This window comes from Anianabacter salinae, from assembly GCF_019061145.1.
GTDB classification, from domain to species: Bacteria; Pseudomonadota; Alphaproteobacteria; order Rhodobacterales; family Rhodobacteraceae; genus Anianibacter; species Anianibacter salinarum.
In genome coordinates this window covers 30,427-55,012 of record NZ_JAHQZS010000002.1, presented here as the reverse complement: position 1 = coordinate 55,012, position 24,586 = coordinate 30,427, and the positions used below count along the sequence as shown (strand labels likewise).

Genomic DNA, 24,586 nt, shown 5'->3' with positions numbered 1-24,586 from the left:
GTCTCGCCGAGACTTTGGGGTCAGACTTTCCGTGAAAGTCTGACCCCCTTGGCGCGCGCCGGTGCCTACATCTCGCCGCCCGAGATCTGGATCGTCTGCCCGTTGACGCTTTGCGATCCCGGGCCACAGAGCCACAGCGCGGCGGCGGCGATTTCCTCCGGCTCCAGCAGCCGCCCATGCGGGTTCGCGCCGACCATCATCTTCAGCGCCTCCTCGTCGGACACCCCCGCCCGGTCCTTGATCGAGGCGACATTGCGGTCGATGATCTCGGTGCGCACATAGGCCGGGCAGATCGCGTTGAAGGTGATCGGCTTGCCAAGATAATCCGCCGCCAGCGCCCGCATCAGGCCAACCATGCCGTGTTTGGACGCGGTGTAGGCGGCGGCCCCCTTCAGTCCCTTGAGGCCCGCGATGGACGAGATCGCGATAACCCGGCCCCATTCCTCGCCGCGCATGGTCTTGAGCGCCTCGCGCACCGTCAGGAAACAGCCATCCAGGTTGGTGCCGAGAATCCAGCGCCAGAACTCCATGTCGGTCTTGTGGATCGCACGCCCTTCGGCGACGCCCGCGTTGGCGACGTGGATCGCCACCGGCCCGCGCGCATCCACCGCCTGCGCGAAGCCGCCCACCACATTGGCCTCGTCGGTCACGTCCATCACCAGCGGATGCAGCCGCGCGTTGCCGTCCACGGCCGCCTCCAGCACCGCCATCCGCCGCCCGGTGATCGTCACCTCGGCGCCCTGCGCCGCCAGCGCCTCTGCGATCGCCAGTCCGATCCCCGTGCCGCCCCCGGTGATCAGCGCGTGCTTGCCGTCCAGCATCTGTCGTCCTCCCTTGTGCTTCGCCCGAGACTACCGGCGCGGCCCGCAGGGGCAAGCGGTTGCGTCATGCTTTGCGGTGGCGTGGATACCTGACCTCGCGTAGCGTCGCGCCATGAAATGGATCGACCTGCCTCCCGTCTGGCTCGCCCTGCATCTTGCCGGGGTCTGGATCATCGCGAAACTCTGGCCGGTGCCGCTGGGCGCCTATGCCTATGGCGGCTGGGCGCTTGTCCTGTTCGGCCTGTTCCTGATGGCCGCTGCCGTCGCCGAGATGGGCCGCGCCCGCACCACGGTGATCCCGCACCGCCAGCCGCAGGCGCTGGTCACAAGCGGGATCTTCCGGTTCAGCCGCAACCCGATCTATCTGGGCGACGTGCTGGTTCTGGTCGGGTCGACGCTGATCCTGTCCGCGCCGCTGGGCCTGATCCTTGTGCCTGTCTTCGCCGTAATCCTCACCCGCCGGTTCATCCTCCCCGAAGAAGACCGCCTGCGCGCAGGCTTTGGCACGGCCTTCGACGCGTGGTCCCGAAAGACCCGGCGATGGCTTTGAGCAACATTATTGCGCGTCCCGTGCGAGTCTCGGGTTGTTCCTGACCCAAAGGCCTGTTTATTAGACTTTCGGCGACTGCGCCCCACCATTACGGCCAAATCGGCAAATAGAGGGACGACCAAGTGAAGATCGGAACCCCGAAGGAAATCCTCGACGGCGAAGCGCGGGTGGCGATGACGCCCGACAGCGCCTTGCAACTCCAGAAACTCGGCTACGACTGCGCGATCGAGACCGGCGCGGGCGAGCGCGCGGGCTTTACCGACGCGGCCTATGAAGCGGCCGGTGTCGAGATCATCAAGACCCCGGCGGCCCTGTGGAAGGTGTCGGACGTGGTCGCCAAGGTGCGCCCCCCCACCGACGTCGAGGCCAAGCGCCTGACCAAGGGCAAGCTGTTGATATCGTTCTTCTATCCGGCCTCGAACGAGGACCTGATGGAGCTGTGCCGGTCGAAATCGGCAAGCGTGATCGCGATGGACATGGTCCCGCGCATCAGCCGCGCACAGAAGATGGACGCGCTGTCATCGATGGCCAATATCGCGGGCTACCGCGCGGTGATCGAGGCGGGCAGCAACTTTGGCCGCTTCTTCACCGGGCAGGTGACGGCGGCGGGCAAGGTGCCCCCGGCCAAAGTTCTGGTCGTCGGCGCGGGTGTCGCCGGTCTGGCCGCCATCGGCACGGCGACGTCGCTGGGCGCGATGACCTACGCCTTCGACGTGCGCCCCGAAGTGGCCGAACAGGTCGAATCGATGGGCGCCGAGTTCGTCTACCTCGATTTCGAGGACGCGCCTTCGGACGGATCTGAATCGGGCGGCTACGCCAAGCCGTCTTCCCCTGAGTTCCGTGAGGCGCAGCTTGCCAAGTTCCGCGAGCTTGCGCCCGACATGGACATCGTCATCACCACGGCGCTGATCCCCAACCGCGAGGCGCCCGAGCTGTGGACCGAGGACATGGTCAAGGCGATGAAGCCCGGATCGGTCATCATCGACCTCGCCGCCGAGCGTGGGGGCAACTGCAAGCTGACCGTGATGGACGAGAAGATCGTCACCGACAACGGCGTGACCATCGTCGGCTATACCGACTTCCCGTCGCGCATGGCGACCCAGTCGTCCACGCTCTACGCCACCAACATCCGTCACATGATGACCGACCTGACGCCCGAAAAGGACGGCAAGGTCGCACACAACATGGAAGACGACGTGATCCGCGGGGCCACGATCACCCATGAGGGCGACGTGACATGGCCGCCGCCGCCGCCCAAGGTGGCGGCCATCGCGGCCCAGCCGAAGCGGGAAAAGGCGAAAGAGCTGACGCCCGAGGAAAAGCGCGCCGCCGAAACGGCCACCTTCCAGAAGCAGACCAAGCAACAGGTTACGCTTCTGGCCGTTGGCGCGGCGCTACTGCTTGGGGTCGGGCTGGTCGCCCCCGCCAGCTTCATGCAGCACTTCATCGTGTTCGTTCTGGCGGTCTTCGTCGGCTTCCAGGTGATCTGGGGCGTGGCGCACAGCCTGCACACGCCGCTGATGGCGATCACAAACGCGATCTCGTCGATCATCATCCTCGGCGCGCTCATGCAGATCGGATCGGGGTCGTTCCTCGTGATCCTGCTGGCGGGCCTGTCGGTGTTCATGGCCGGGATCAACATTTTCGGCGGCTTCCTGGTGACACGGCGCATGCTCGCCATGTTCCAGAAGTCCTGAGCGAGGAGGGAAACCCATGGAATTCGGTTTCACAACGGCGGCCTACGTGGTCGCGGCGGTTCTCTTCATCCTTGCGCTCGGGGGGCTGTCGGGACAGGAAAGCGCCAAGCGCGCGGTCTGGTACGGCATCGTCGGCATGGGCCTTGCGGTCTTTGCGACGATCATCGGGCCGGGATCGGGCCTGTGGCTGGTGTCGGTCATCCTGATCGCCATGGGCGGCGTGATCGGTGTGCAGCTGGCGCAGCGCGTGCAGATGACGCAGATGCCCGAACTGGTGGCGGCGATGCACAGCCTTGTCGGCCTGGCGGCGGTATTCGTGGGCTACAACGCCCATATCGAACTGGCCCGCGTGCTGGCGATGGACCCCGCAGCGCGCGCAATGACCGAAGGCTTCGCAGCGCTTCTTGCCAAGAAGGACACGGTCGAGATCAACATCCTGCGGGTCGAGCTGTTCCTCGGCGTGTTCATCGGCGCGGTGACCTTCACCGGCTCGGTGATCGCCTATGGCAAGCTGGCGGGCAAGGTGAACACCGCGGCGCAGAAGCTGCCCGGTGGCCATATGCTGAACGCCGGCGCGGCGCTGGTGTCGGTGCTGTGCCTGATCTGGTACTTCAACACCGGCGGCGCGCTGCCGCTGTTCCTGATGACGCTGGCCGCGCTGTTCATCGGCTATCACCTGATCATGGGCATCGGCGGCGCGGACATGCCCGTCGTGGTGTCGATGCTGAACAGCTATTCCGGCTGGGCAGCAGCGGCGATCGGCTTTTCGCTCGGAAACGACCTTCTGATCGTGGTCGGCGCGCTGGTCGGCTCGTCGGGCGCGATCCTGTCCTACATCATGTGCAAGGCGATGAACCGGTCCTTCGTCAGCGTGATCCTCGGCGGCTTCGGCGGCCCGCAGGGCGCGCAGGCAGCGGTCGAGGGCGAACAGGTCGCCATCGAGGCCGACGGCGTGGCATCCGCGCTGAACGAGGCCGACAGCGTCATCATCGTGCCCGGCTACGGCATGGCGGTCGCGCAGGCCCAGCAGGCGGTGAGCGAGTTGACGCGCAAGCTGCGTGCCGCCGGGAAGAACGTGCGCTTTGCGATCCATCCGGTCGCGGGGCGTCTGCCGGGGCACATGAACGTGCTTCTAGCAGAGGCCAAGGTGCCCTATGACATCGTCATGGAGATGGAGGAGATCAACGACGATTTCCCCGACACCGACGTGGTGATCGTCATCGGCTCGAACGACATCGTGAATCCCGCCGCACAGGACGATCCCAACTCGCCCATCGCGGGGATGCCGGTTCTGGAGGTGTGGAAGGCCAAGCAAGTGTTCGTGTCCAAGCGCGGCCAAGGCACCGGCTATTCCGGCATCGAGAACCCGCTGTTCTTCAAGGACAACACGCGGATGTTCTACGGCGACGCCAAGGCCTCGCTCGACGCGCTTCTGCCCAAGATCGACTGATCCGGCGCGCCGGGGCCACGGCCCCGGCGCCAGACTTTCATCGAAAGTCTGACGACAAAGCCTCGTCGAGGCTTTGGGTTCAAGGATGTCTCCCATGACCGACTTCACAGCCACCCGCGCGCTGTTCGACCTGCCCGGCGGCATCGTCTATCTCGACGGCAATTCGCTCGGCCCCCTGCCCCGCGCCGCCGCCGCGCGCGTCGCGCAGGCGGTCACGCAGGAATGGGGCGAGATGCTTATCACCGGCTGGAACAAGGCCGGATGGATGGCGCAACCTGCGCGGTTGGGTGACCGCATCGGCGCGCTGATCGGCGCGCCCGAAGGCACGGTGGTTCTGGGCGACACCCTGTCGATCAAGGTCTACCAGGCGCTTGCCGCCGCACTGGCCCTACGCCCCGAGCGCCGGGTGATCCTGTCGGACACAGGCAATTTCCCAACAGACCTTTACATGGCCGAGGGCCTCGCGCGCCTAATGGCGCAGGGGCACGTCGTCAAGACCGCGCCGCCCGAAGACGTCGCGGACCACATCGACGACACCGTCGCCGTCCTGATGCTGACCGAGGTGGATTACCGAACCGGACGTCGCCATGACCTGCCCGCGCTGACAGCGCAGGCCCATGACGCGGGCGCGCTGGCAGTCTGGGATCTGGCCCATTCCGCCGGGGCCTTGCCGGTGGACGTGACCGGCGGCGCGGCGGATTTCGCGGTGGGCTGCACCTACAAGTTCCTCAACGGCGGCCCCGGCGCGCCCGCGTTCATCTACGTCGCGCCGAAACATGCCGATGTGGCGGACCCCGCCCTGCAGGGGTGGCTGGGCCATGCGGCGCCCTTCGCCTTTGATTCCGATTACCGCGCGGGACGCGGGATCGAGCGGATGCGCGTCGGCACCCCGCCGGTAATCCAGATGGCGGCGCTCGAGACCGCGCTGGACGTCTGGGACGGCGTGGACATGGCGGCGCTGCGGGCACGGTCGGTGGAGTTGTCGGAGCTGTTCATCGCCGAGGTCGCCGCGCGCTGCCCGGACCTTGCGCTCGCCTCGCCGCGCGATCCGGCGCAGCGCGGGTCTCAGGTGTCGTTCCGCTTCGAACAGGGCTATGCCGCGATGCAGGCGCTGATCGCACGCGGGGTAATCGGCGATTTCCGCGCGCCCGACATCATGCGCTTTGGCATCACGCCGCTGTACACCTCGGAGGCGGATATCCTGCGGGCGGCGGAGGTGCTGGGCGATGTGCTGGATGGGCGGCTTTGGGACGATCCTGCGTATCTGGTGCGCGCTGCCGTGACCTGAAGCCCCGGCGGCGCGGCTGGGGGGACGCTGTCCCCCCAGACCCCCCTGGAGGTATTTGAAGACCAAAGATGAGACGGGTCGGACCGGTGTCAGACGGCTGTGAGGCCACCGTCGACGGCGAGGGCTTGGCCGGTCATGAAGCTGTTCGCGGGGTCTGCGAGCAGCAGCAGCGCCTCTAGGATGTCTTTGGGCACGGCGACGCGGCGCATTGGGATGCGGGCGGCGATGCGGTCATAGGCGGCGGCGCGGTCCGTGTCGTGGCGCGCGGCGACGGCATCGGCCATCGCGTCGAACAGCGGCGTGGCGGCAAAGCTGGGGCACAGCGCGTTGACGCGTATGCCCTTGCGCGCGGTCTCGTCTGCGGCGGATTTCGTCAGGCCGATGACCGCGTGTTTCGATGCGGCATAGGCGGCAAGCTGGCCTGCACCGACAAGCCCGGCGGCGGAGGCGATGTTGACGATGGCGCCGCCGCGGTCCGCCATGGCGGGGATCTGGTGGCGCAGGCCGAGGAAGGTGCCACGCGCGTTGACAGCCATGATGCGGTCGAAATCCTCGGGTGAGGTATGCTGGATCGGCGCCATGGTGCCGCCAATGCCGGCGTTGTTGACCGCGACGTCGAGCCTGCCGAAGCGGCGCGCGATCTCGGCCATGTGCGCGGCCCAGGCGGCGTCATCCGTCACGTCGAGCCGCGCCGTCAGCGTGCCCTCGGGCAGGCCCTCCGTGTCGATGGGGCCGATGTCCGACAGGGCAAGCCGCGCGCCCTCGGCGGCAAAGCGGCGGGCTGCGGCCTGCCCGAACCCGCCGCCCGCCCCGGTGATCAAAGCGGTGAGGCCCGCGAGGCGCATCAGGTGGCTTCGTTGGTGTACTTGCGCAGCTCGGCGCGGGCGACCTGGCGGCGGTGGACCGCGTCGGGGCCATCGGCGAAGCGCAGGGTGCGCAGGTGGGTCCACATATGCGCCAGCGGAAAGTCCTGGCTGATGCCCGATCCGCCATGCATCTGCATCGCCTCGTCCACCACCTTGAGCGCCATGCGCGGGGCGACGACCTTGATCTGGCTGATCCAGGGCTGGGCGGCGCGGGTGCCTTCGGTGTCCATCATCCACGCCGCCTTCAGGCAGAGCAGGCGCGCCTGTTCGATCTCCATCCGGCATTCGGCGATGATGTCGTAGTTGGCGCCAAGGTCCACCAGCTTCTTGCCGAACGCCTCACGCGAGCGGGCGCGGCGGATCATCAATTCAAGCGCGCGTTCGGCCTGGCCGATGGCGCGCATGCAGTGGTGGATGCGGCCCGGGCCAAGACGGCCCTGCGCCACCTCGAAGCCGCGCCCCTCGCCCAGAACGACCGCCTCGGCGGGGATGCGCACATCGGTAAAGCGGATGTGCATGTGGCCGTGCGGCGCGTCGTCGTGGCCGAAGACGGTCATCGGGCGCAGCACCTCGACGCCGGGCGTCTTGGCATCCAGCAGGAACATCGTGTGGCGGGCGTGCTTGGCGGCCTCGGGCGCGGTTTCGGTCATGGTGATGTAGAGGCCGCAGCGCGGATCGCCGGCGCCGCTGATCCAGTGCTTTTCGCCGTTCAGGACCCAGCCGTCGCCGTCACGCGTCGCCCGCATCGAGATGTTGGTCGCGTCGGACGAGGCCACGCCCGGCTCGGTCATCAGGTAGGCAGAGCGGGTGCGGCCTTCCAGCAGGTCAGGCAGCCAGCGATCCTTTTGCGCCTGCGTGCCGTAGCGTTCCAGCACCTCCATGTTGCCGGTGTCGGGCGCATTGCAATTGAACACCTCGGCGGCGATCGGAACCTTGCCCATCTCCTCGGCGAGGTAGGCGTATTCGACCGTCGACAGCCCGAAGCCCTTGTCGCTGCCGGTCAGCCAGAAGTTCCACAGGCCGCGCTTCTTCGCCTCGGCCTTGAGGGTGTCGAGGATTTCAAGCTGGCGGTCCGTGTGTTGGAACCGGTCGCCCGACGGGTGCCTGCCGACCTCGGCGTGGTATTCGGCGTCGAGCGGCGCGATGTCGGTCTCGACCATGTCGCGCACGCGGGCAACCAGATCCTTGATCCGGTCCGTCATTCCAAGGTCCATTTCGGTTCCTCCCCTGTCCTTCGCGGCGCGTCAGAGCGCGTGCATGTCGGCCTTCGCGGCCTTGTAGTCCCGTGCCAGTCGCGCGACCATATCGGCGGTCGGCTCGATCGCCTTTACGGCGCCGATGCCCTGCCCCGAGCCCCAGATCGTGCTCCAGGCCTTGGCCTTGGACGCGCTGTCGTCGAAATTCATCGTGGTCACATCGCCCTTGGCCAGCGCGGCAGGGTCCATCCCGGCGTTTCGGATCGACGGCGCAAGGTAGTTGCCGTGCACGCCGGTGAACAGGTCCGAGTTCACGATGTCCTCGGCGCCGCTGTCCACGATCATCTGCTTGTAATCCGCTTGGGCGTTCGCCTCGGCGGTCGCGATGAAGGGCGACCCGATATAGGCCAGATCCGCACCCATTGCCTGCGCCGCAAGGATGGCACGGCCAGACGCGATGGACCCCGACAGCAGAAGCGGGCCGTCGAACCATTCGCGGATTTCCTGCACCAGCGCAAAGGGTGACTGCGTGCCCGCGTGCCCGCCCGCGCCAGCAGCCACGGCGATCAGACCGTCGGCACCCTTGTCGATCGCCTTGCGGGCGAAGGTGTTGTTGATGATGTCGTGCAGCGCGATACCGCCGCAGGCATGGGCCGCCTCGTTCACCTCGACCCGCGCGCCAAGCGACGTGATCCAGATCGGCACCTTCCAGCGATGGCAAATCTCGAGATCCCGCTCCAGCCGCGCGTTCGAGCGGTGGACGATCTGGTTGACCGCATAGGGCGCTGCGGGGCTGTCGGGGTTGTCCTGGTTGTGGCGGTCCAGCGCTTCGGTGATCTCTTTCAGCCAGGCCTCGAGCTGGACCGGGTCACCGTCCTTTTCGCGGGCGTTGAGCGCCGGGAATGACCCGACGATCCCCGCCTTGCACTGGGCGATGACCAGCGCGGGGTTCGACACGATGAACATGGGGCTTGCGACGACGGGCAGGCGCAGGCCCTGCAGGATGGGGGGGAGGCTCATGTTACGTCCTTCAGATAGAAACGGTGCAGCCAGCGAGCGACGAGGGCAGGCTTGTCCTGTCCCTCGATCTCGACTGTCGCATCCCAGGAAAACCCAAGCTCGCCCGGGCGGATGTCGTCGATCCCGGCCAGCGTGAAATGCCCCCGCACGCGCGACCCCGCACGCACCGGGGACACCATGCGCAGCCGGTCGAAGCCGTAGTTGACGCTTGTTTCGGTGCCTTCGGGCAGCGGGATGGCGTCATAGGACATCGCCGCCAGCATCGAGATGGTCAGGAACCCGTGCGCGACGGTGCCGCCAAAAGGCGAGGCGGCGGCGCGCACCGGGTCGATGTGGATGTATTGCCGGTCACCCGTCAGATCGGCGAAGCGGTCGATCATCGACTGATCGACCGTGAACCAGCGAGACGTGCCAAGGCACTCGCCGACTCGCGCGCGCATCTGCGGCAGGGCCAGGTATCCCGCCGTCCTGATTTCGGCCAGTGACATCAGCCCTCACGCATCCGGCAGGACATGGTCGGCAAAGCGCTCGCGCAGCGTCAGCTTGGACACCTTGCCGGTGGCTGTCAGCGGCAGGTCCTCGACCACGACCATGTCGTCGGGCAACTGCCACTTGGCGAAATGCTCGGACAGCTTCGTCTTGATGTCCTCGAAGTCCGGCGTCTTGCCTTCGGCGGGCACCACCACCAGCAGCGGGCGCTCGTCCCACTTGGGATGCGGCAGGGCGATCACGGCGCAGCTCGCGACATCGGGATGCGCCATCACCACGTTTTCAAGGTCGAGCGACGAAATCCATTCGCCACCCGACTTGATGAGATCCTTGGTGCGGTCGCGGATCACCAGAAACCCGTCGCGGTCGATCGAGGCGACATCGCCGGTGCCGAACCAGCCTTCGGCGTCCATCGCCTTCTGTGTCGCCTCGTCGTTGCCGAAATAGCCCGAGATGATGGTGTTGCCGCGCACGAACAATTCGCCCGCCGCCTCGCCGTCATGGGGAAGCCGGTTGCCAGCGTCGTCGACGATCTTCAACTCGCAGCCAAAGATGCGGCGGCCCTGCTTGGACTTCACGGCCAGCTTTGCGTCCGCGCCCGCCCCGGCCATGCGCGCGGGCAGGTTGCCTTGGGTGCCGACGGGGCTCATCTCGGTCATGCCCCAGGCGTGGCAGACGTTGATGCCCATGTCCTCGAACGCGCGGATCATCGAGGACGGCGCGGCAGACCCGCCGATCACCACGTCGCCAAAGCCGTTCGGCGCGCGCCCCTCTTTGCGGATCGTGCCCAGAAGCCCCTGCCAGACGGTCGGAACGCCCCAGGCCGAGAACACCTGCTCGCCTTCCATCAGCTTGAACAGGCTGTCGCCGTCTAGCGCCGGGCCGGGGAACACCAGCGATGCGCCGGTCAGGGGCGCCGCATAGGGCAGGCCCCAGGCATTGACGTGAAACAGCGGCACCACGGGCAGGATGCGCTTGCCCTCTTGCAAGGCGGCGGGCAGCGACAGGGCCACCATCATCGAATGCAACACCGTCGAGCGGTGGGAATAGAGCGCGCCCTTGGGGTTGCCGGTGGTGCCAGAGGTGTAGCACAGGCTGCCCGCGTCGTTTTCGTCGAGGTCCGGCCAGTCGTAGCTTTCGGGGTGGTCGCCCAGCAGATCCTCGTAGCACAGAAGCGGTAACCCGGACTCGGGCATGTGTGCGCGGTCGGTCATCACCACCAGCTGCAGATCGTCCGGCAGCAGGCCGCGGATCTTTTCGATCAGCGGCACGAAGGTGGTGTCGAGAAACAGCACCCGGTCGCCTGCATGGCCGACGATATAGCTCATCTGCTCGGGGCTGAGGCGCGGGTTGATCGTGTGGCAGACCGCACCGATGCCGGAAATGGCGTAATACAGTTCGAAATGGCGATAGCCGTTCCACGCCAGCGTCGCCACCCGGTCGCCGGTGCCGATGCCTAGACCCTTCAGGGCATGGGCCAGCTTGCCGACGCGCCTCAGCGTCTGCGCATAGGTGGTGCGGTGCACGTCACCCTCGGTGCGGACCGAGACGATCTCGGCATCGGGGTAGACTTCGGCGGCGTAGGTCAGGATGTCCGCGATCAGCAGCGGACGGTGCATCATCATGCCCTTCATGGCTTCCTCCCAGTTGCTCGGGCCGGTCGTGCCGGCCTCTCATGCTTGGCGCGATGTAAGCAGATGGGGCGGCGGGGCGAAAGGTCGATAGGGCCGTTACGCAGCGGAGCCAGCGCGGCGGATCAGGGCCGACACTTCGGCGACCTTCTCGGCCACCAGCGCGGCATCGCCCCGCGCCTCGATGTTGAGCCGGAGCATCGCCTCGGTGTTGGACTGGCGCAGGTTCAGCCGCCAGTCGCCAAAGGACAGCGACAGCCCGTCTAGGCGGTCGGTGTCCCTGGCCTTCGGTCCGTAGTCCGCCTCGACAGCCGCCACGGCAGCGGCGGGATCGGCAAGGCGAAAGTTGATCTCGCCCGACGACGGATGCGCCGCGCGCATTCCCGCGACGAGCGCCGACAAGGGCTTGCCGGTGTCCGCCATGTGCGCCAGCACCAGAAGCCAGGGGATCATGCCGCTGTCGCAATACATGAAGTCGCGGAAATAGTGGTGCGCCGACATCTCGCCGCCATAGGCCGCATCCTCGGCGCGCATCCTTTCCTTCATCAGCGCGTGCCCGGTGGGCGAGGCGACCGCCCTGCCCCCTTGCGCCGCGACAATGCTTTGCGTGTTCCATTGCACCCGCGGGTCGTGAACGATCGCCGCGCCGGGGTCCTTGGACAGCACGGCTGCCGCCAAGAGACCGACGACATACTCGCCGTCCACGAAGGCGCCGGTTTCATCGAACAGGAAACAGCGGTCGAAATCGCCGTCCCAGGCGACGCCAAGGTCGGCGCGGTGCGCGCGCACCGCATCGCCCGTCACCGGCCGGTTTTCCTGCAAGAGCGGGTTCGGGATGCCATTCGGAAAGGCCGGGTCGGGATCGTGGTGCATCCGCTCGAACTGCAGCGCGGCGCCTGCCTGTGCCAAGGCACCCGCCAGCGCATCAAAGGTCGGACCGGCCGCGCCGTTGCCCGCGTTCACCAGCACCTTTGCCGCCCCGAGCGTGCCCGGGTCGACGAAGGACATCACGCGCGCAACATAATCCGCACGCGGATCGGCGCTGCGCCGGGAGCCGCCGCCGAGGGCTGGACCAAAGGCGTCCGCCTCGACCAGCGCGGCCATCTCGGCCAGACCGCTGGCGCGGCTGATCGGGCGCGCGCCGGCGCGCACCATCTTGATGCCGTTGTCGCCGACGGGATTGTGCGAGGCGGTTATCATCATCCCGCCGTCCGCGCCGAAATGCTCGGTGGCGAAATACACTTCTTCGGTGCCGCAGAGGCCGATGTCGATGACCTGCACGCCCTCGTCCATCAGGCCGCGCGCCACGGCGTCCAGCAGCATCGGCGAGGTATCGCGCGCGTCACGGCCCAGCACGACCTCGCGCGCAGCCGTCACGCGGGCAAAGGCGCGGCCGATCCGGGCGGCGATGGAGGCGTCAAGATCGACGCCCACGGTGCCGCGCACGTCGTAGCTCTTGAAGCAGGTGAGCACGTCAGAACGCCTTGAAGGTCAGCGTCGTCAGCGTGCGCTCGATCCCGTCGATGTCGAGCAGGTTGTCGTTGATGTATTTGCCCACATCGGCCCCCGCCGGGATATACAGCTTGAGCATGAGGTCGAATTCGCCGCTGGTCGAGAACAGCTCGGAATGGATTTCCCGCAGCGCGATGGCTTCGGCCACGGCATAGGCGGTGCCCGGGCGGCAGCGGATCTGGACGAAGACGCAGGTGGTCATGTGGCCCTCCCTTGGGATCGCGCCCGACCCTATGAGGCGGCGCGCGCGGCGGCAAGCAACAAGGCACGACACTCTGCGTGGCCCTTGGAAAACGCCGCAGCTTGTGTCTATAGCAGCGCCGAAGGGCACGGGAGACAAGCCATGCGCAGCGCGGCGATCACGCGGAAGACGGCGGAAACCGACATCTCGGTCAAGATCGACCTTGACGGCACCGGGACTTACGACAACCGGACCAGCGTGGGGTTCTTCGACCACATGCTCGACCAGTTGTCGCGTCACGCGCTGATCGACATGACGGTGCGCTGTTCGGGCGACCTGCACATCGACGATCACCACACGGTCGAGGATGTGGGCATCGCGCTCGGTCAGGCGCTGGCGCAGGCGATGGGCGACAAGCGCGGCATCAGGCGCTACGGGTCCTGCCTGTTGCCGATGGACGACGCGCTGGTGCGCGCCGCACTCGACCTGTCGGGGCGGCCCTACCTGGTGTGGAACGTCGCGCTGCCCGCCGCCAAGATCGGCAGCTTCGACACCGAACTGGTGCGCGAGTTCTTCCAGGCGCTGTCGACGCATGGCGGGATCACGCTGCATGTCGACTTGCTGCACGGGATCAACGCCCACCATATCGCGGAGGCGGCGTTCAAGGCGGTGGCACGGGCGCTGCGCGATGCGCTGGAGGTGGACCCGCGCAAGGCGGATGCGGTGCCCTCGACCAAGGGAATGCTCTAGGGCCGGTCGCTGGGGGGACGCTGTCCCCCCAGACCCCCCTGGAGGTATTTGAAGACCAAAGATGACAGGTGCGACGTGCTGACGGTTCTGATCGACTACGAGAGCGGCAACCTGCATTCGGCAGAAAAGGCCTTTCAGCGCATGGCGCGCGAGGGCGGCGGCGGCGAGGTGCTGGTGAGCGCGCGGGCCGAGGACGTGGCGCGCGCCGACCGGATCGTCTTGCCGGGCGACGGCGCGTTTCCGGCCTGCCGCGCGGCTCTGTTCTCGGCGACCGGCGTGTTCGAGGCGATGCGCGAGGCGGTCGAGGAACGCGCCGTGCCGTTCATGGGCATTTGCGTCGGGATGCAGATGCTGGCGGCGCGCGGGCATGAATACGAGACGGTGGAGGGGCTGGGCTGGATCGACGGCGACGTGGTGCGGATCGAGCCCGGTGACGTGACGCTGAAGGTACCGCACATGGGCTGGAACGATCTGGTCGTGGACGGCGTGCACCCGGTGCTGGACGGCGTGAAGACCGGCGATCACGCCTATTTCGTGCATTCCTACCATTTCGAGGTGGCGCATGCCGAGGACCGGCTGGCGTGGTGCGACTATGGCCGCGAGATCACAGCCATCGTCGGCCGCGACACCGTGATCGGCTGCCAGTTCCACCCCGAGAAGAGCCAGGCGGCGGGGCTGCGGATGATCGCGAATTTCCTGAAGTGGGCGCCGTAGGCGGCGGCTATTCCGCCGCCACCTTGCGCGGCTTCAACATCGGGCCGAGGTAGCGCCCGGTGTGGCTTTCGGCGATCTCGGCGACCTCTTCGGGGGTGCCGGTGGCCACGACCTGCCCGCCGCCGTCGCCGCCTTCGGGGCCGATGTCGATCAGCCAGTCGGCGGTCTTGATGACGTCGAGGTTGTGTTCGATCACGATCATCGAATTGCCCGCCTCGACCAGTTCGTGCAGCACCTCGAGGAGCTTCTTCACGTCCTCGAAATGCAGGCCGGTCGTGGGTTCATCAAGGATATACAGCGTCCGGCCGGTGGACCGTTTCGCCAGTTCCTTGGACAGCTTCACGCGCTGCGCCTCGCCGCCCGAGAGCGTCGTCGCCTGCTGGCCGACCTTGATGTAGCCAAGCCCGACCCGGACCAGCGCGTCCATCTTCTCGCGGATCGATGGGACGGCGGCGAAGAACTCCTGCGCGTCCTCGACCGTCATGTCGAGCACGTCGGCGATGGACTTGCCCTTGAAGCGGATCTCCAGCGTCTCGCGGTTGTAGCGCGCGCCCTTGCACGTCTCGCAGGTGACGTAGACATCGGGCAGGAAGTGCATCTCGATCTTGATGACGCCGTCGCCCTGGCACGCCTCGCAGCGGCCGCCCTTGACGTTGAAGCTGAACCGCCCCGGCTTGTAGCCGCGCGCCTTGGCTTCGGGCAGGCCCGCGAACCAGTCGCGGATCGGGGTGAAGGCGCCGGTGTAGGTGGCGGGGTTGGACCGCGGCGTGCGGCCGATGGGGCGCTGGTCGATGTCGATGACCTTGTCGAGATGTTCCAGCCCCTTGATCGTCTCGCAGGGTGCGGGCACCTGACGGGCACCGTTCAGGCGCATGGACGCCGTCTTGAACAGCGTCTCGATGGTGAGGGTGGACTTGCCGCCCCCCGACACGCCTGTCACGCAGATGAACTTGCCCAGCGGGAAATCGACGGTGACGTTCTGCAGGTTGTTGCCCGTGGCGTTCACCACGGTGACCTTCTTCTTGCCTTTCTTGCCCTTGCGCCGCTCGGCCGGAACGGGAATTTCGCGGGTGCCTGCAAGATACTGGCCGGTCACGGAATTGGTGTCGGCGATGATCTGGGCCGGCGTGCCGTGGCTGACCACCTGGCCGCCGTGGATGCCTGCACCGGGGCCGATGTCGAAGACATAGTCGGCCTCGCGGATCGCTTCCTCGTCGTGTTCCACGACGATCACCGTGTTGCCCTGGTCGCGCAGGTTCTTCAGCGTTGTCAGCAGCCTGTCGTTGTCGCGCTGGTGCAGGCCGATGGACGGCTCATCAAGCACATAAAGCACGCCGGTCAGGCCGCTGCCGATCTGGCTGGCAAGGCGGATACGCTGGCTCTCGCCGCCCGACAGCGTGCCCGCGTTGCGGCTGAGCGTCAGGTATTCGAGGCCGACGTTGTTCAGGAACCCAAGCCGCTCGCGGATTTCCTTGAGGATGGCGCGGGCGATCTCGTTCTTCTGCTGGGTCAGGTTGGCAGGCACGGTTTCGCACCAGTCGAACGCCTCGCGGATCGACATCTGCACGACCTGTCCGACATGAAGGCGGTCGTCTGCCGGACCTTTCGAGGGGCCGATCTTGACCGCCAGCGCCTCTTGCCGGAGGCGGTAGCCGCCGCAGGTGCCGCAGGAGCGGTTGTTCTGGAACCTCTCGAATTCCTCGCGCACCCAGGCGCTGTCGGTCTCGCGGTAGCGGCGTTCCATGTTCGGCACGACACCCTCGAAGGCGCGCGTGACCTGGTAGACGCGGCCGCCCTCGTCATAGCGGAACAGGATCTCCTCGCCGCCCGAGCCGTGCAGGAACACCTGCCGGACATGGGGCGGCAGATCACGCCAGGGCGTGTTCTTGTCGAACTCGTAATGCTTGGCCAGCGCCTCGATGGTTTGCAGGAAATACGGGGACTTGCCCTTGCGCCAGGGTGCGATGGCGCCGTTGTAGAGGGTCAGCGCCTCGTCGGGGACCATCAGCTTGTCATCGAAGAACAACTCGACCCCAAGGCCGTCGCAATCGGGGCATGCGCCGAAGGGCGCGTTGAACGAGAACAGGCGCGGCTCGATCTCGGGGATGGTGAAGCCGCTGACCGGACAGGCGAAGTTTTCCGAGAAGGTGATGCGCTCGGCCTCGGCGTCGTCGTCGCGGGGCGCGGTTTCCAGCACGGCGATGCCGTTCGCCAGATCGAGAGCGGTGCGAAAGCTGTCGGCCAGCCGGGTTTCAAGCCCCTCGCGCACGACGATGCGGTCGACGACCACGTCGATGTCGTGGCGGAATTTCTTGTCCAGCGTCGGCGGGTCGTCCAGTTCGTGAAAGGCGCCGTCGACCTTGACGCGCTGGAAGCCCTGCTTGCGCAGTTCCAGGAATTCCTTGCGATACTCGCCCTTGCGGTCGCGCACGATGGGCGCCAGCAGGTAGCCGCGCGTGCCCTCGTCCATCCGCATCACGGTATCGACCATGTCCTGCACCTGCTGCGCCTCGATGGGCAGGCCGGTGGCGGGCGAATAGGGCGTGCCGACGCGGGCGAACAGAAGGCGCATGTAGTCGTAGATCTCGGTCACGGTGCCGACGGTGGAGCGCGGGTTCTTGGACGTTGTCTTCTGCTCGATGGAAATGGCGGGCGACAGGCCGCTGATGTGATCGACGTCGGGCTTTTCCATCATGTCGAGGAACTGCCGCGCATAGGCGGACAGCGATTCCACATAGCGGCGCTGCCCCTCGGCATAGATCGTGTCGAAGGCGAGCGACGACTTGCCGGACCCCGACAGGCCGGTGATGACCACCAGCTGATCGCGCGGAATGTCCACGTCGATGTTCTTGAGGTTGTGCTCGCGCGCGCCGCGCACTTCGATATGTTTCATCTCTGGCATGGAGGACGCCCCTTGGTTCCCGTCTCACATAGCCATCCAGCGCGGATTCTCCAATCTCAAATGGGGATCAAAAGGGGAACATTTGCGTGCCGTGTCGGACCGCGCCGCGCAAACCGGCGCCGCTGCCGCGATCCGGGGCAGCGCAAGGGCCGCAACAAGCGCCCCGGCAACAGGGGTGCGACAGGTAGTCACGGCTGTGATCCGGTAGAAGTTGCGCGATAACGAAAAAGTTTTTCTCCTTTCTTTCCGGGCAATTAGGCACAAATTGCAGCCCGAGGCCGACAGCGTTTCGGGCTGCGGCCGGACACTTTTTGAATATGGAGTCCCCCATGAAGAAGATTGCATTCCTGACCACCGCCCTGACCGTCTTTGCCGCACCCGCCTTTCCGGCCGCGCATTCGGCAGCCAAGATGGGCTATGCGCTCGCCAATGACGGAAGCCAGCTTGTCGTGATGTCCGACCTCTCGGCGCTCGACGGCGCAACGACGGTCGATCTGTCGTCGTCGCTGGCCGCGATCGCCTACCGTCCGGTCACCGGCGATCTGATCGGCTTTTCCGCCGACGGCGCGGTCTACGGCGTGAACCCCGAAACGGGCGAGTTGACCGACATGGAAGCCGCTTTCGATGACGGCGCGATGGTCGGCGGCGATGCTGCGGTCGGTTTCGACTTCAACAACCAGATCGACGCCGTGCGCGCCGTATCGACCGATGGCGCGAACCTCGTCTACTTCCCGATGGAATTCGGCGACGAGCGCGCCAACACCGTCAAGCGCTTCACCGACCTGTTCTACGTGGACGGTGACGCGAACGCCGGAACCACCCCGGCGGTCTTTGCCAACGCCTACACCAACGCCATTCCGGGCGCCAAGGCGAGCGAGACGTTCCAGTATGCCATCGACGCCGAGACGGATTCGCTGGTGACACTGGCCAACAACGCGGGCGAGCTGACCACCGTGGGCAAGATCATGGTCGACGGTGCAGAAGTCGACGTGATGCCGATGGGCGGCTTCGACATCGTGTCGGCCGAGGAAGGCGACAACGCGGCGATGGCGATCCTTACGCTGGCGGGCATGGACAATGCCGGTCTGTACGAGATCGACCTCGAAACCGGTGCGGCGACCATGATGGGCGACACCGGCCTGACCGGCGTCACCGGCTTTGCGGCGGCCGCTGCGGGCATGTAAGCCCTCGGCGCACCTGCGCCCTGCAAGATGTCACCCCCGCGCCCGCCAGCGCGGGGGTGATGCCGTTCAGGACCGCCTTACGCGGCGGTGCACCAGTGTCACCACGACCAGACCCGCCAGCGACAGAGCGATGAACAACAGCCCGGTCCCGGCCAGCCCGGCCCCGAGGGTCAGCGCGAAGATCGGTGTCGATGTCGCGGTGCCGATGTTGCCCATCTGGGCGACCGCGCCCTGCGCAAGCGCCTGATCGGCGCTGTCCTCGTTCAGCGCCGGGACAAGCGCAAAGCTCGCGCCCGGAACCAGCCCGATGGCGACGAACAGTGGCAGCGTCACGGCAACGCGCCAGCCCTCGGGCACCGCGATCAGCACCAGCATCAGACCCGCGCCAAGCGCAAAGCCAAGCTGCACGATCCTCGCGGGCGGCAGCGCGCGGGCCAGATAGCCAGCCCCGAAGGTGCCGACCAGCGCGATCAGCGGCAGCACCGGGCCGGACCACGGCCCCAGCCAGCGCGGCAGGTAGGTCAGCAGCGAGATGAACGTGAGCGTGTGGAACACGAAACCCAGCGCGGGCGCGATGCGGCGCGGGTTGCGGTAGATCGCGAGGTGACGCTCGATCCAGCCGCCTGCCGCCTCGGCCTTGGCCACCCCGCGCGGCAGGCGCGGTGCCAGCGCCAGCGCCAGAACCAAGAGCCCCGCGCCGTGCGCTGCGAACACGCCCCCGGCCCCGAAACGCGCGATCACGGCCGGGGCGAGAATGGCGGTCAGCGCAAAGCCGATGCCAAAGAACGTGCCCCACAGCCCCATCACCACCGGCTTGTCGCGCGGCACCGCGACAGCCGCCATGAGCGTCGGCGCCGAGACGACGATGGCCAGATGCGCCGCCCCTTCCAGCAAACGCAACGCCATGAACGGCAGGAACGGCGGCAGGGTCGCCTGCGCCAGCGATAGCAACGCCCCCGCGATCAGCGCCGCCAACAGAACCTTGCGCACACCGACCCGCGCCACGATGGCCCCGGCGGTCGCGCCGAATATGATGCCCGTCAGGCTGACCATCGACACCGCCAAAGGCAGAACGCCGTCGCGCCCCGGGTACACCTCGGCCAAGGCCCCCAGCGACAGCGATATCTTGGCGAACTGTCCGGCCGCGAACAGCCCGGCGACGAACAGCAGGATCACGAGGATCCAGTCGGTGCTTGCGCGCGATGTCATGGAGCGGGTGTTGACCGCCGCGCTGCGGCGGTCAATCCCGGATTGGGCCCGGGGTCGTGTCCAGTTCTGCCCCTTCAGGCCTTGAGCAGTTCGATACCCAGCGAATACTTGATCTCGTTCACCACATCGATCTTGTCGTCGAAGGTCACGGAAGTCGTCGAATACTGCCCGTTGAAACTGCTGAGCGACACGGTCTTCGTGGGCATGGTGTGGTCACCGACATGCAGCTTGATCGAGAAATTCGAGTTGAACTTGATGATCTCGCCCACGCCCCACGAGGTAATGGCATCGTCCCGTTGCGATTCCGACAACTGGTAGCCGTCCCATGCCGGATAGCGGTAGAGCGTGCTGCTGTCTCCGTCGGAATAGAATTCGATATAGCAGGTGTCCCAGTTGTCCTTGGAGTTCTCGCAGCTCAGAGAGTTCAGCTGCACCATGTGGGAAAACTCGCCGCTCTGGTAGATCGGCGCATGGCCGAGCGCGATGTTGTTGAAATAGTAATTGCTGTTCTCGAACCCGTCGTCGAACCCCAGCGTGACGCCGACAAAGGCCAGCGCAAGCTCCTCGTCCTTGAGGTAGGTCGCCTCCATCACGCCAAGCGCGTCGTCAATGTCGATTTCCTCGCCGACATACCAGCCGCTCATGTCCTCGATGGTGTTGGTCCAGAACCCGACGCAGGCGTCGCCCTGGATGCCGCCGTCCGCGCCGACATCGACGGCGCCGCCGACATAGATCGCCGAGGCGAAGTCGGACACGTTCAGGTCCACGATATATCCGACGGACCCGCTGACGCCGATGCCGAACACCACCTGCCCCGAGACACCCAAGGATACGGCCTTGGGAATGAGGCCTTCAAGATCGACATCCAGAGACATCGTCCGGCTGGTTTCCAGAAGCGGCGCGAAGTGCGGGCCGTTCAGGGCATGCGCGAGGTGCGATTGCAGCTCGAGCAGGTTCATCGTCGGCAGTTTCGCCTGAAGCGCCGCGTACTCGGCGCTTGCCTTGTAGGCCGCAAGCGCCTCTGCCGCTGCCTTGCGCAGCGCGGGCGGCAAGGTCTTGTGCGATGGCGCAGCAGGGGCACGACCGCCGGGGCGGGTCGCCATGGGATCGACGCCGCGTTGTTCGCCCACATAGGCGATATCGGCAGCGATGCGCTGGTCGGACTGTGCGGCGCTCATGACGAGATGTTCCTTGTGAAGGTATAGTCGGCCCCGTTGTGGTTGGTCTTGGTGTTGGTGGACGACGTGGTGTTACCCTTCACGTTGATATTGAACAGGTAATCGGGGGAATCGAGGTTCTTGAGCATGTAGGAGTCCCGGTCCCACGCCGTGACGATCACGCCGTAGTCGTAGTCGACTTCGTATCCGCCCTCGAGTGTCCACTGGGTTCCCGCACCCATCGAATAGGTGCCCACGGCAGGATAGCGGGCCGGTGGCCCGCCATCGGCCTGGATCAAAAGGAACACATCATCGTCCTGAATACCCGAGCAAGGGTTGTTGCAGGTGATGTTGGTAATGGTCATTTTCATAACTATCGCGCCCCGCGTGTAGCTGAAATTAATAACTCAGCTTGCGGCAGAACGAGATTCGGAACAAGGCTTCATAGGCAAGCGAAACCCCGGCCAGATGACCGGGGTCGCCCTGCACGCAAAATGTCGAAGCCTAGTAGTGGATCGCGCGGTCGTAGGCGTCGAGCACGCTCTCGTGCATCATCTCGGACAGCGTCGGGTGCGGGAAGACGGTGTTCATCAGGTCTTCTTCCGTGGTCTCAAGCTGGCGCCCGACGACATAGCCCTGGATCAGTTCCGTCACTTCCGCGCCGATCATGTGCGCGCCCAGCAACTCGCCCGTCTTGGCGTCGAACACGGTCTTCACGAACCCCTCGGCCTCGCCCAGCGCGATGGCCTTGCCGTTGCCGATGAAGGGGAAGTTGCCGACCTTCACTTCATACCCCTTGTCCTTGGCCTGTGCCTCGGTCAGCCCGACGCTGGCGACCTGCGGCTGGCAATAGGTGCAGCCCGCGATGCTGTCGGGGTCGACGGGGTGAACGTGGTTCTTGCCCGCGATCAGCTCGGCGACCATCACGCCCTCATGGCTGGCCTTGTGCGCAAGCCAGGGCGCGCCCGCGATATCGCCGATGGCATAGAGCCCCTCGACCCCGGCGCGGCAATATTCGTCGGTCACGACATGGGTGCGGTCGATCTTGACGCCGATCTCTTCCAGCCCCAGCCCCTCGACGTTGCCGACGATGCCGACGGCGGAAATCACCGTGTCGAAGTCATGGGTCTCGGTCTTGCCGCCGGTCTCGATATGCGCCGTCACGGTGCCCTTGCCGCGATCCAGTTTCTTGACGATGGCCTTCTGCATGATCTTCATGCCCTGCTTCTCGAAGCTCTTCCTCGCGAAGGCCGAGATGTCGGCGTCTTCCACCGGCAGGATGCGGTCCATCACCTCGACCACCGTCGTGTCGGCGCCCAGCGTGTTGTAGAAGCTGGCGAATTCGATGCCGATGGCGCCCGATCCGATGACCAGCAGCTTCTTCGGCATGCGTTTGGGTTCCAGCGCGTGCTTGTAGGTCCACACGAGATCGCCGTCCGCCTCCAGCCCCGGCAATTCGCGCGCCCGTGCGCCGGTGGCGACGATGATCGCCTTGGCTGTCAATTCCTCGGTGCCCTTGTCGGTCTTGACGCTGACCTTGCCCTTGGCGGGGATCGACGCCGCGCCCATCACCACGGTGATCTTGTTCTTCTTCATCAGGTGCGCGACGCCCGAGGACAGCTGTTTCGCCACCCCGCGCGAGCGTTTCACCACCGCGTCCAGATCGTAGCTTATGCCTTCGGCCTTGAGGCCGAATTCCTTGGCCCGGTGCATCAGGTGGAACACCTCGGACGAGCGCAGCATCGCCTTGGTCGGGATGCAGCCCCAGTTGAGGCAGATGCCGCCCAGATGCTCACGTTCCACGATGGCGACCTTGAGGCCCAGCTGCGCGCCGCGGATCGCGGCGACATAGCCGCCGGGGCCTGCGCCGATCACGATCATGTCGTAGGGGGATGCCATGCGTTCTCTCCGGATGCCGAAACTGGTTTAACGTTAAACTAACCCCGGCACGCCTTCAATCCGCGCAAGGCTCAGGCCAGACATGCGGCAGGCCCATGGCTGCGCGCCGCCGGATCAGCCGCTGACCGCCTCGAGAGCGGCGCGGTAGCCGCCTTGCTCGACAAAGGCGGCCTCGGGTGCCGTCGTGGTGCGCGACAGCGCGGCGTTGCGATAGGGAAAGCGGCCAAAGCGCCGAATCACCTCGCGGTGCGCGCGGGCGTGGACAAGGTTGTTCTCGCTCTCCGGCAGGCGCGTCGCCATCAGCCGAACGCATCGGTCCTGGTCGCACAGGTTCTCGGAATGCATCAGCGGCAGATAGAAGAACTGCCGTGCGGGCGGGTCGATCCGCATGTCCCAGCCGCGCGCGATGGCCATCTTGGCGGCGGCAAGCGCGATGGCGTCAGACGCAAAGGCGCGCCCCTGGTCGCGGAACATGTTGCGCGGAAACTGGTCGTTGAGGACGATGTAGGCGAGCGTGCCGGTGGGATACGTCAGCCACAGTCCGTAGGCGCCCGATTGCGCCGCTTCCCACGCGGCCAGGAACCTGTCCCTGACCTGCTGGTCCAGCTCTGCGCCGCCCTTGTACCAGCCTTCTTCGCCGACCTCGTCCAGCCAGTATCCCAGCACGTCATCCGGTGTGATCATGGCTCCTGCTCCTCGCCTTGTGATCTGCACTGCCCTGCCTGTGGATTGTTACAGAAACTTCACGTTGCGGCAATCACTTGCGTCACCCCGGCGGTGCATTCGCGGACCCGGTTTCGCTGCCTTGTTCCTCGGCCTGATCCTCGGCCTGTTCGACCGCCCATTCCTGCGCCGTCTCGAAGGCGACGGGCGACACCGTGGGCAGGACATTGACGTAGGCGCCGGTCGCATCCACCGGGATCGCCGGGCGCTGTGTCATCCGGTAAGCGGCATAGGCGGCGACCGCGAACATCAGGATGGCGATGAACAGCCAGTAGCCCCCCGCCCCGATCTGCGCCATCAGCCAGCCAGTGACGACCGGCCCCGCCACCGATCCGATCCCGTTCACGAACATCAGCCCGCCCGACGCGCCCGCCATCTGGTCCGGTTCCAGATAGTCGTTCATGTAGGCGATCAGCAGCGAATACAGCGGGTTGGCCATACCGCCGACGACAAAGCCGATGCCAAGCACCACCAGGTAGGTGGTGCCGAACATCCAGCCCGCGATGCCCGCCACGCCGCCGATGACACCGACGATGGCGATCAGAAGGCGGCGGTCCATGCGGTCCGACAGCCAGCCGATGGGCACCTGAAGGATCATCGCTCCGATGAAGATCGCCGACACGAAGGCCGAGACCTGCTGCACGGTGAACCCGGCTTCGGTCGCATAGACCGCTGCCATACCGAACTGCGCGGCAAACACCCCGCCCATCAGCAACATGCCGACAAAGGCCAGCGGCGAGGCGTTGAACAGATCGCGCAGCGACAGCGATTTCGTCGCCTCGAAGGGCGGCGTCGGCGAAATCGACAACAGGATCGGCGCGAAGGAGATCGAGACGAGCACCGAAGGAATGATGAAGATCACGAAGCCGCCGGGCTCTCCCACCGCCAGAATGCCCTGCGCGGTGACGATGCCGATCATCTGCACGATCATGTAGGCCGACAGCGTCTGGCCCCGCGTCTCGTTCGGGGTGGCGTTGTTCAGCCAGCTTTCCGCCGTGACGTAGACGCCGGAAAAGCAGAACCCGATGATGACCCGCAACAGGACCCAGGCCCAGGGGTCCGTCACCGCCGGATAGAGGATCAGCACCGCCGAGATGAACGAGCCGAGCGCGGCGAAGACGCGGACGTGGCCGACCCTGCGGATCATCTCGGGCGCCAGCCGCGAGCCGCCGAGGAAGCCCAGGAAATAGGCCGATGCGACCAGCGACAGCTCGAAGGTGGTGAAGCCCTCGATGTTGCCGCGCACGCCCATCAGCGTCGATTGCAGGCCGTTGCCCACCATCAACAACCCGATGCCGAGCAAGAGCGCCCAGGAACTGGCAACCACTTTGAGCATCTTCACCTCGA

22 protein-coding genes are annotated in these 24,586 nt (G+C 66.1%); 7 read left to right on the top strand and 15 right to left on the bottom strand.

Features of this window, described 5'->3' with window-relative positions; all coding sequences use genetic code 11:
* Window positions 1-65 precede the first annotated feature (65 nt).
* The gene (locus KTJ87_RS04910) at window positions 66-821 is read right to left on the bottom strand and encodes an SDR family NAD(P)-dependent oxidoreductase (RefSeq protein ID WP_267137984.1); all 756 of its coding nucleotides are present in this window, start codon (window positions 819-821) and stop codon (window positions 66-68) included.
* 112 nt (window positions 822-933) lie between these two features.
* Here KTJ87_RS04910 and KTJ87_RS04905 point away from each other — a divergent pair, with 112 nt between their 5' ends.
* The 4 genes from KTJ87_RS04905 (at window position 934) to kynU (ending at window position 5,806) form a co-directional block, all read left to right on the top strand.
* Window positions 934-1,371: a methyltransferase family protein gene (locus KTJ87_RS04905; protein ID WP_267137983.1), complete on the top strand. Its 438-nt coding sequence runs from the start codon at window positions 934-936 to the stop codon at window positions 1,369-1,371.
* A gap of 122 nt (window positions 1,372-1,493) precedes the next feature.
* On the top strand, window positions 1,494-3,068 hold the full coding sequence (locus tag KTJ87_RS04900) for a Re/Si-specific NAD(P)(+) transhydrogenase subunit alpha (RefSeq protein ID WP_267137982.1): 1,575 nt from the start codon (window positions 1,494-1,496) through the stop codon (window positions 3,066-3,068).
* Between the two features lie 16 nt (window positions 3,069-3,084).
* On the top strand, window positions 3,085-4,518 hold the full coding sequence (locus KTJ87_RS04895; protein ID WP_267137981.1) for an NAD(P)(+) transhydrogenase (Re/Si-specific) subunit beta: 1,434 nt from the start codon (window positions 3,085-3,087) through the stop codon (window positions 4,516-4,518).
* 94 nt (window positions 4,519-4,612) lie between these two features.
* Complete coding sequence (kynU, locus tag KTJ87_RS04890; RefSeq protein WP_267137980.1) at window positions 4,613-5,806, top strand: kynureninase; 1,194 nt, start codon at window positions 4,613-4,615, stop codon at window positions 5,804-5,806.
* 89 nt (window positions 5,807-5,895) lie between these two features.
* On the opposite strand, the gene KTJ87_RS04885 is transcribed toward kynU, so the two are convergent.
* The 7 genes from KTJ87_RS04885 to KTJ87_RS04855 form a co-directional block, all read right to left on the bottom strand.
* A complete protein-coding gene (locus KTJ87_RS04885) occupies window positions 5,896-6,651 on the bottom strand; it encodes an SDR family NAD(P)-dependent oxidoreductase (protein ID WP_267137979.1) in 756 nt (251 codons plus the stop codon).
* On the bottom strand, window positions 6,651-7,886 hold the full coding sequence (locus tag KTJ87_RS04880; RefSeq protein ID WP_267137978.1) for an acyl-CoA dehydrogenase family protein: 1,236 nt from the start codon (window positions 7,884-7,886) through the stop codon (window positions 6,651-6,653). Before KTJ87_RS04880 ends, KTJ87_RS04885 begins: the two co-directional genes overlap by 1 nt.
* Window positions 7,887-7,916: 30 nt before the next feature.
* Complete coding sequence (locus KTJ87_RS04875; RefSeq protein ID WP_267137977.1) at window positions 7,917-8,888, bottom strand: NAD(P)H-dependent flavin oxidoreductase; 972 nt, start codon at window positions 8,886-8,888, stop codon at window positions 7,917-7,919.
* Window positions 8,885-9,376 (bottom strand): MaoC family dehydratase, encoded by a 492-nt coding sequence (locus KTJ87_RS04870; RefSeq protein WP_267137976.1) that lies wholly within the window; start codon window positions 9,374-9,376, stop codon window positions 8,885-8,887. The genes KTJ87_RS04875 and KTJ87_RS04870 overlap by 4 nt, the downstream gene beginning before the upstream one ends.
* Before the next feature lie 6 nt (window positions 9,377-9,382).
* The gene (locus tag KTJ87_RS04865) at window positions 9,383-11,011 is read right to left on the bottom strand and encodes a long-chain fatty acid--CoA ligase (RefSeq protein ID WP_267137975.1); all 1,629 of its coding nucleotides are present in this window, start codon (window positions 11,009-11,011) and stop codon (window positions 9,383-9,385) included.
* Between the two features lie 96 nt (window positions 11,012-11,107).
* Window positions 11,108-12,481, bottom strand: a complete 1,374-nt coding sequence (locus KTJ87_RS04860; RefSeq protein WP_267137974.1) for a phosphohexomutase domain-containing protein — start codon at window positions 12,479-12,481, stop codon at window positions 11,108-11,110.
* Window position 12,482: 1 nt separating this feature from the next.
* A complete protein-coding gene (locus tag KTJ87_RS04855) occupies window positions 12,483-12,722 on the bottom strand; it encodes an Lrp/AsnC ligand binding domain-containing protein (protein ID WP_267137973.1) in 240 nt (79 codons plus the stop codon).
* Window positions 12,723-12,863: 141 nt separating this feature from the next.
* Here KTJ87_RS04855 and hisB point away from each other — a divergent pair, with 141 nt between their 5' ends.
* Complete coding sequence (gene hisB, locus KTJ87_RS04850; RefSeq protein WP_267137972.1) at window positions 12,864-13,451, top strand: imidazoleglycerol-phosphate dehydratase HisB; 588 nt, start codon at window positions 12,864-12,866, stop codon at window positions 13,449-13,451.
* A gap of 75 nt (window positions 13,452-13,526) precedes the next feature.
* Complete coding sequence (hisH, locus tag KTJ87_RS04845; RefSeq protein ID WP_267138738.1) at window positions 13,527-14,165, top strand: imidazole glycerol phosphate synthase subunit HisH; 639 nt, start codon at window positions 13,527-13,529, stop codon at window positions 14,163-14,165.
* Window positions 14,166-14,172: 7 nt separating this feature from the next.
* Here hisH and uvrA read toward each other — a convergent pair whose 3' ends face one another.
* A complete protein-coding gene (gene uvrA / locus KTJ87_RS04840; RefSeq protein WP_267137971.1) occupies window positions 14,173-17,067 on the bottom strand; it encodes an excinuclease ABC subunit UvrA in 2,895 nt (964 codons plus the stop codon).
* A 329-nt stretch (window positions 17,068-17,396) separates the two neighbouring features.
* Between uvrA and KTJ87_RS04835 the strand changes: the two genes are divergently transcribed.
* Entirely contained in the window at window positions 17,397-18,251 is an 855-nt protein-coding gene (locus tag KTJ87_RS04835) for a DUF4394 domain-containing protein (RefSeq protein WP_267137970.1), read from the top strand.
* A gap of 66 nt (window positions 18,252-18,317) precedes the next feature.
* Here the strand turns inward: KTJ87_RS04835 and KTJ87_RS04830 are convergent, their stop codons facing one another.
* From KTJ87_RS04830 to KTJ87_RS04805, 6 genes are all read right to left on the bottom strand, one after another.
* Window positions 18,318-19,460: an MFS transporter gene (locus KTJ87_RS04830; protein WP_267137969.1), complete on the bottom strand. Its 1,143-nt coding sequence runs from the start codon at window positions 19,458-19,460 to the stop codon at window positions 18,318-18,320.
* A gap of 74 nt (window positions 19,461-19,534) precedes the next feature.
* On the bottom strand, window positions 19,535-20,638 hold the full coding sequence (locus tag KTJ87_RS04825; RefSeq protein WP_267137968.1) for a hypothetical protein: 1,104 nt from the start codon (window positions 20,636-20,638) through the stop codon (window positions 19,535-19,537).
* Entirely contained in the window at window positions 20,635-20,982 is a 348-nt protein-coding gene (locus KTJ87_RS04820) for a hypothetical protein (RefSeq protein ID WP_267137967.1), read from the bottom strand. The genes KTJ87_RS04825 and KTJ87_RS04820 overlap by 4 nt, the downstream gene beginning before the upstream one ends.
* Before the next feature lie 139 nt (window positions 20,983-21,121).
* The gene (lpdA, locus tag KTJ87_RS04815; protein WP_267137966.1) at window positions 21,122-22,516 is read right to left on the bottom strand and encodes a dihydrolipoyl dehydrogenase; all 1,395 of its coding nucleotides are present in this window, start codon (window positions 22,514-22,516) and stop codon (window positions 21,122-21,124) included.
* Between the two features lie 114 nt (window positions 22,517-22,630).
* Window positions 22,631-23,200, bottom strand: a complete 570-nt coding sequence (locus KTJ87_RS04810) for a DUF924 family protein (RefSeq protein ID WP_267137965.1) — start codon at window positions 23,198-23,200, stop codon at window positions 22,631-22,633.
* 82 nt (window positions 23,201-23,282) lie between these two features.
* On the bottom strand, window positions 23,283-24,575 hold the full coding sequence (locus KTJ87_RS04805) for an MFS transporter (RefSeq protein WP_267137964.1): 1,293 nt from the start codon (window positions 24,573-24,575) through the stop codon (window positions 23,283-23,285).
* Window positions 24,576-24,586 lie beyond the last annotated feature (11 nt).

What these genes read in the sequence shown, in the direction of transcription:
- lpdA (WP_267137966.1), bottom strand. Translation starts at nt 22,516, where the DNA reads ATGGCATCCCCCTACGACATGATCGTGATCGGCGCAGGCCCCGGCGGC.
- hisB (WP_267137972.1), top strand. Translation starts at nt 12,864, where the DNA reads ATGCGCAGCGCGGCGATCACGCGGAAGACGGCGGAAACCGACATCTCG.
- KTJ87_RS04875 (WP_267137977.1), bottom strand. Translation starts at nt 8,888, where the DNA reads ATGAGCCTCCCCCCCATCCTGCAGGGCCTGCGCCTGCCCGTCGTCGCA.
- KTJ87_RS04855 (WP_267137973.1), bottom strand. Translation starts at nt 12,722, where the DNA reads ATGACCACCTGCGTCTTCGTCCAGATCCGCTGCCGCCCGGGCACCGCC.
- kynU (WP_267137980.1), top strand. Translation starts at nt 4,613, where the DNA reads ATGACCGACTTCACAGCCACCCGCGCGCTGTTCGACCTGCCCGGCGGC.
- KTJ87_RS04895 (WP_267137981.1), top strand. Translation starts at nt 3,085, where the DNA reads ATGGAATTCGGTTTCACAACGGCGGCCTACGTGGTCGCGGCGGTTCTC.
- KTJ87_RS04825 (WP_267137968.1), bottom strand. Translation starts at nt 20,638, where the DNA reads ATGAGCGCCGCACAGTCCGACCAGCGCATCGCTGCCGATATCGCCTAT.
- KTJ87_RS04805 (WP_267137964.1), bottom strand. Translation starts at nt 24,575, where the DNA reads ATGCTCAAAGTGGTTGCCAGTTCCTGGGCGCTCTTGCTCGGCATCGGG.
- uvrA (WP_267137971.1), bottom strand. Translation starts at nt 17,067, where the DNA reads ATGCCAGAGATGAAACATATCGAAGTGCGCGGCGCGCGCGAGCACAAC.
- KTJ87_RS04820 (WP_267137967.1), bottom strand. Translation starts at nt 20,982, where the DNA reads ATGACCATTACCAACATCACCTGCAACAACCCTTGCTCGGGTATTCAG.
- KTJ87_RS04880 (WP_267137978.1), bottom strand. Translation starts at nt 7,886, where the DNA reads ATGGACCTTGGAATGACGGACCGGATCAAGGATCTGGTTGCCCGCGTG.
- KTJ87_RS04910 (WP_267137984.1), bottom strand. Translation starts at nt 821, where the DNA reads ATGCTGGACGGCAAGCACGCGCTGATCACCGGGGGCGGCACGGGGATC.
- KTJ87_RS04905 (WP_267137983.1), top strand. Translation starts at nt 934, where the DNA reads ATGAAATGGATCGACCTGCCTCCCGTCTGGCTCGCCCTGCATCTTGCC.
- KTJ87_RS04885 (WP_267137979.1), bottom strand. Translation starts at nt 6,651, where the DNA reads ATGCGCCTCGCGGGCCTCACCGCTTTGATCACCGGGGCGGGCGGCGGG.
- KTJ87_RS04835 (WP_267137970.1), top strand. Translation starts at nt 17,397, where the DNA reads ATGAAGAAGATTGCATTCCTGACCACCGCCCTGACCGTCTTTGCCGCA.
- KTJ87_RS04810 (WP_267137965.1), bottom strand. Translation starts at nt 23,200, where the DNA reads ATGATCACACCGGATGACGTGCTGGGATACTGGCTGGACGAGGTCGGC.
- KTJ87_RS04865 (WP_267137975.1), bottom strand. Translation starts at nt 11,011, where the DNA reads ATGAAGGGCATGATGATGCACCGTCCGCTGCTGATCGCGGACATCCTG.
- KTJ87_RS04870 (WP_267137976.1), bottom strand. Translation starts at nt 9,376, where the DNA reads ATGTCACTGGCCGAAATCAGGACGGCGGGATACCTGGCCCTGCCGCAG.
- KTJ87_RS04830 (WP_267137969.1), bottom strand. Translation starts at nt 19,460, where the DNA reads ATGACATCGCGCGCAAGCACCGACTGGATCCTCGTGATCCTGCTGTTC.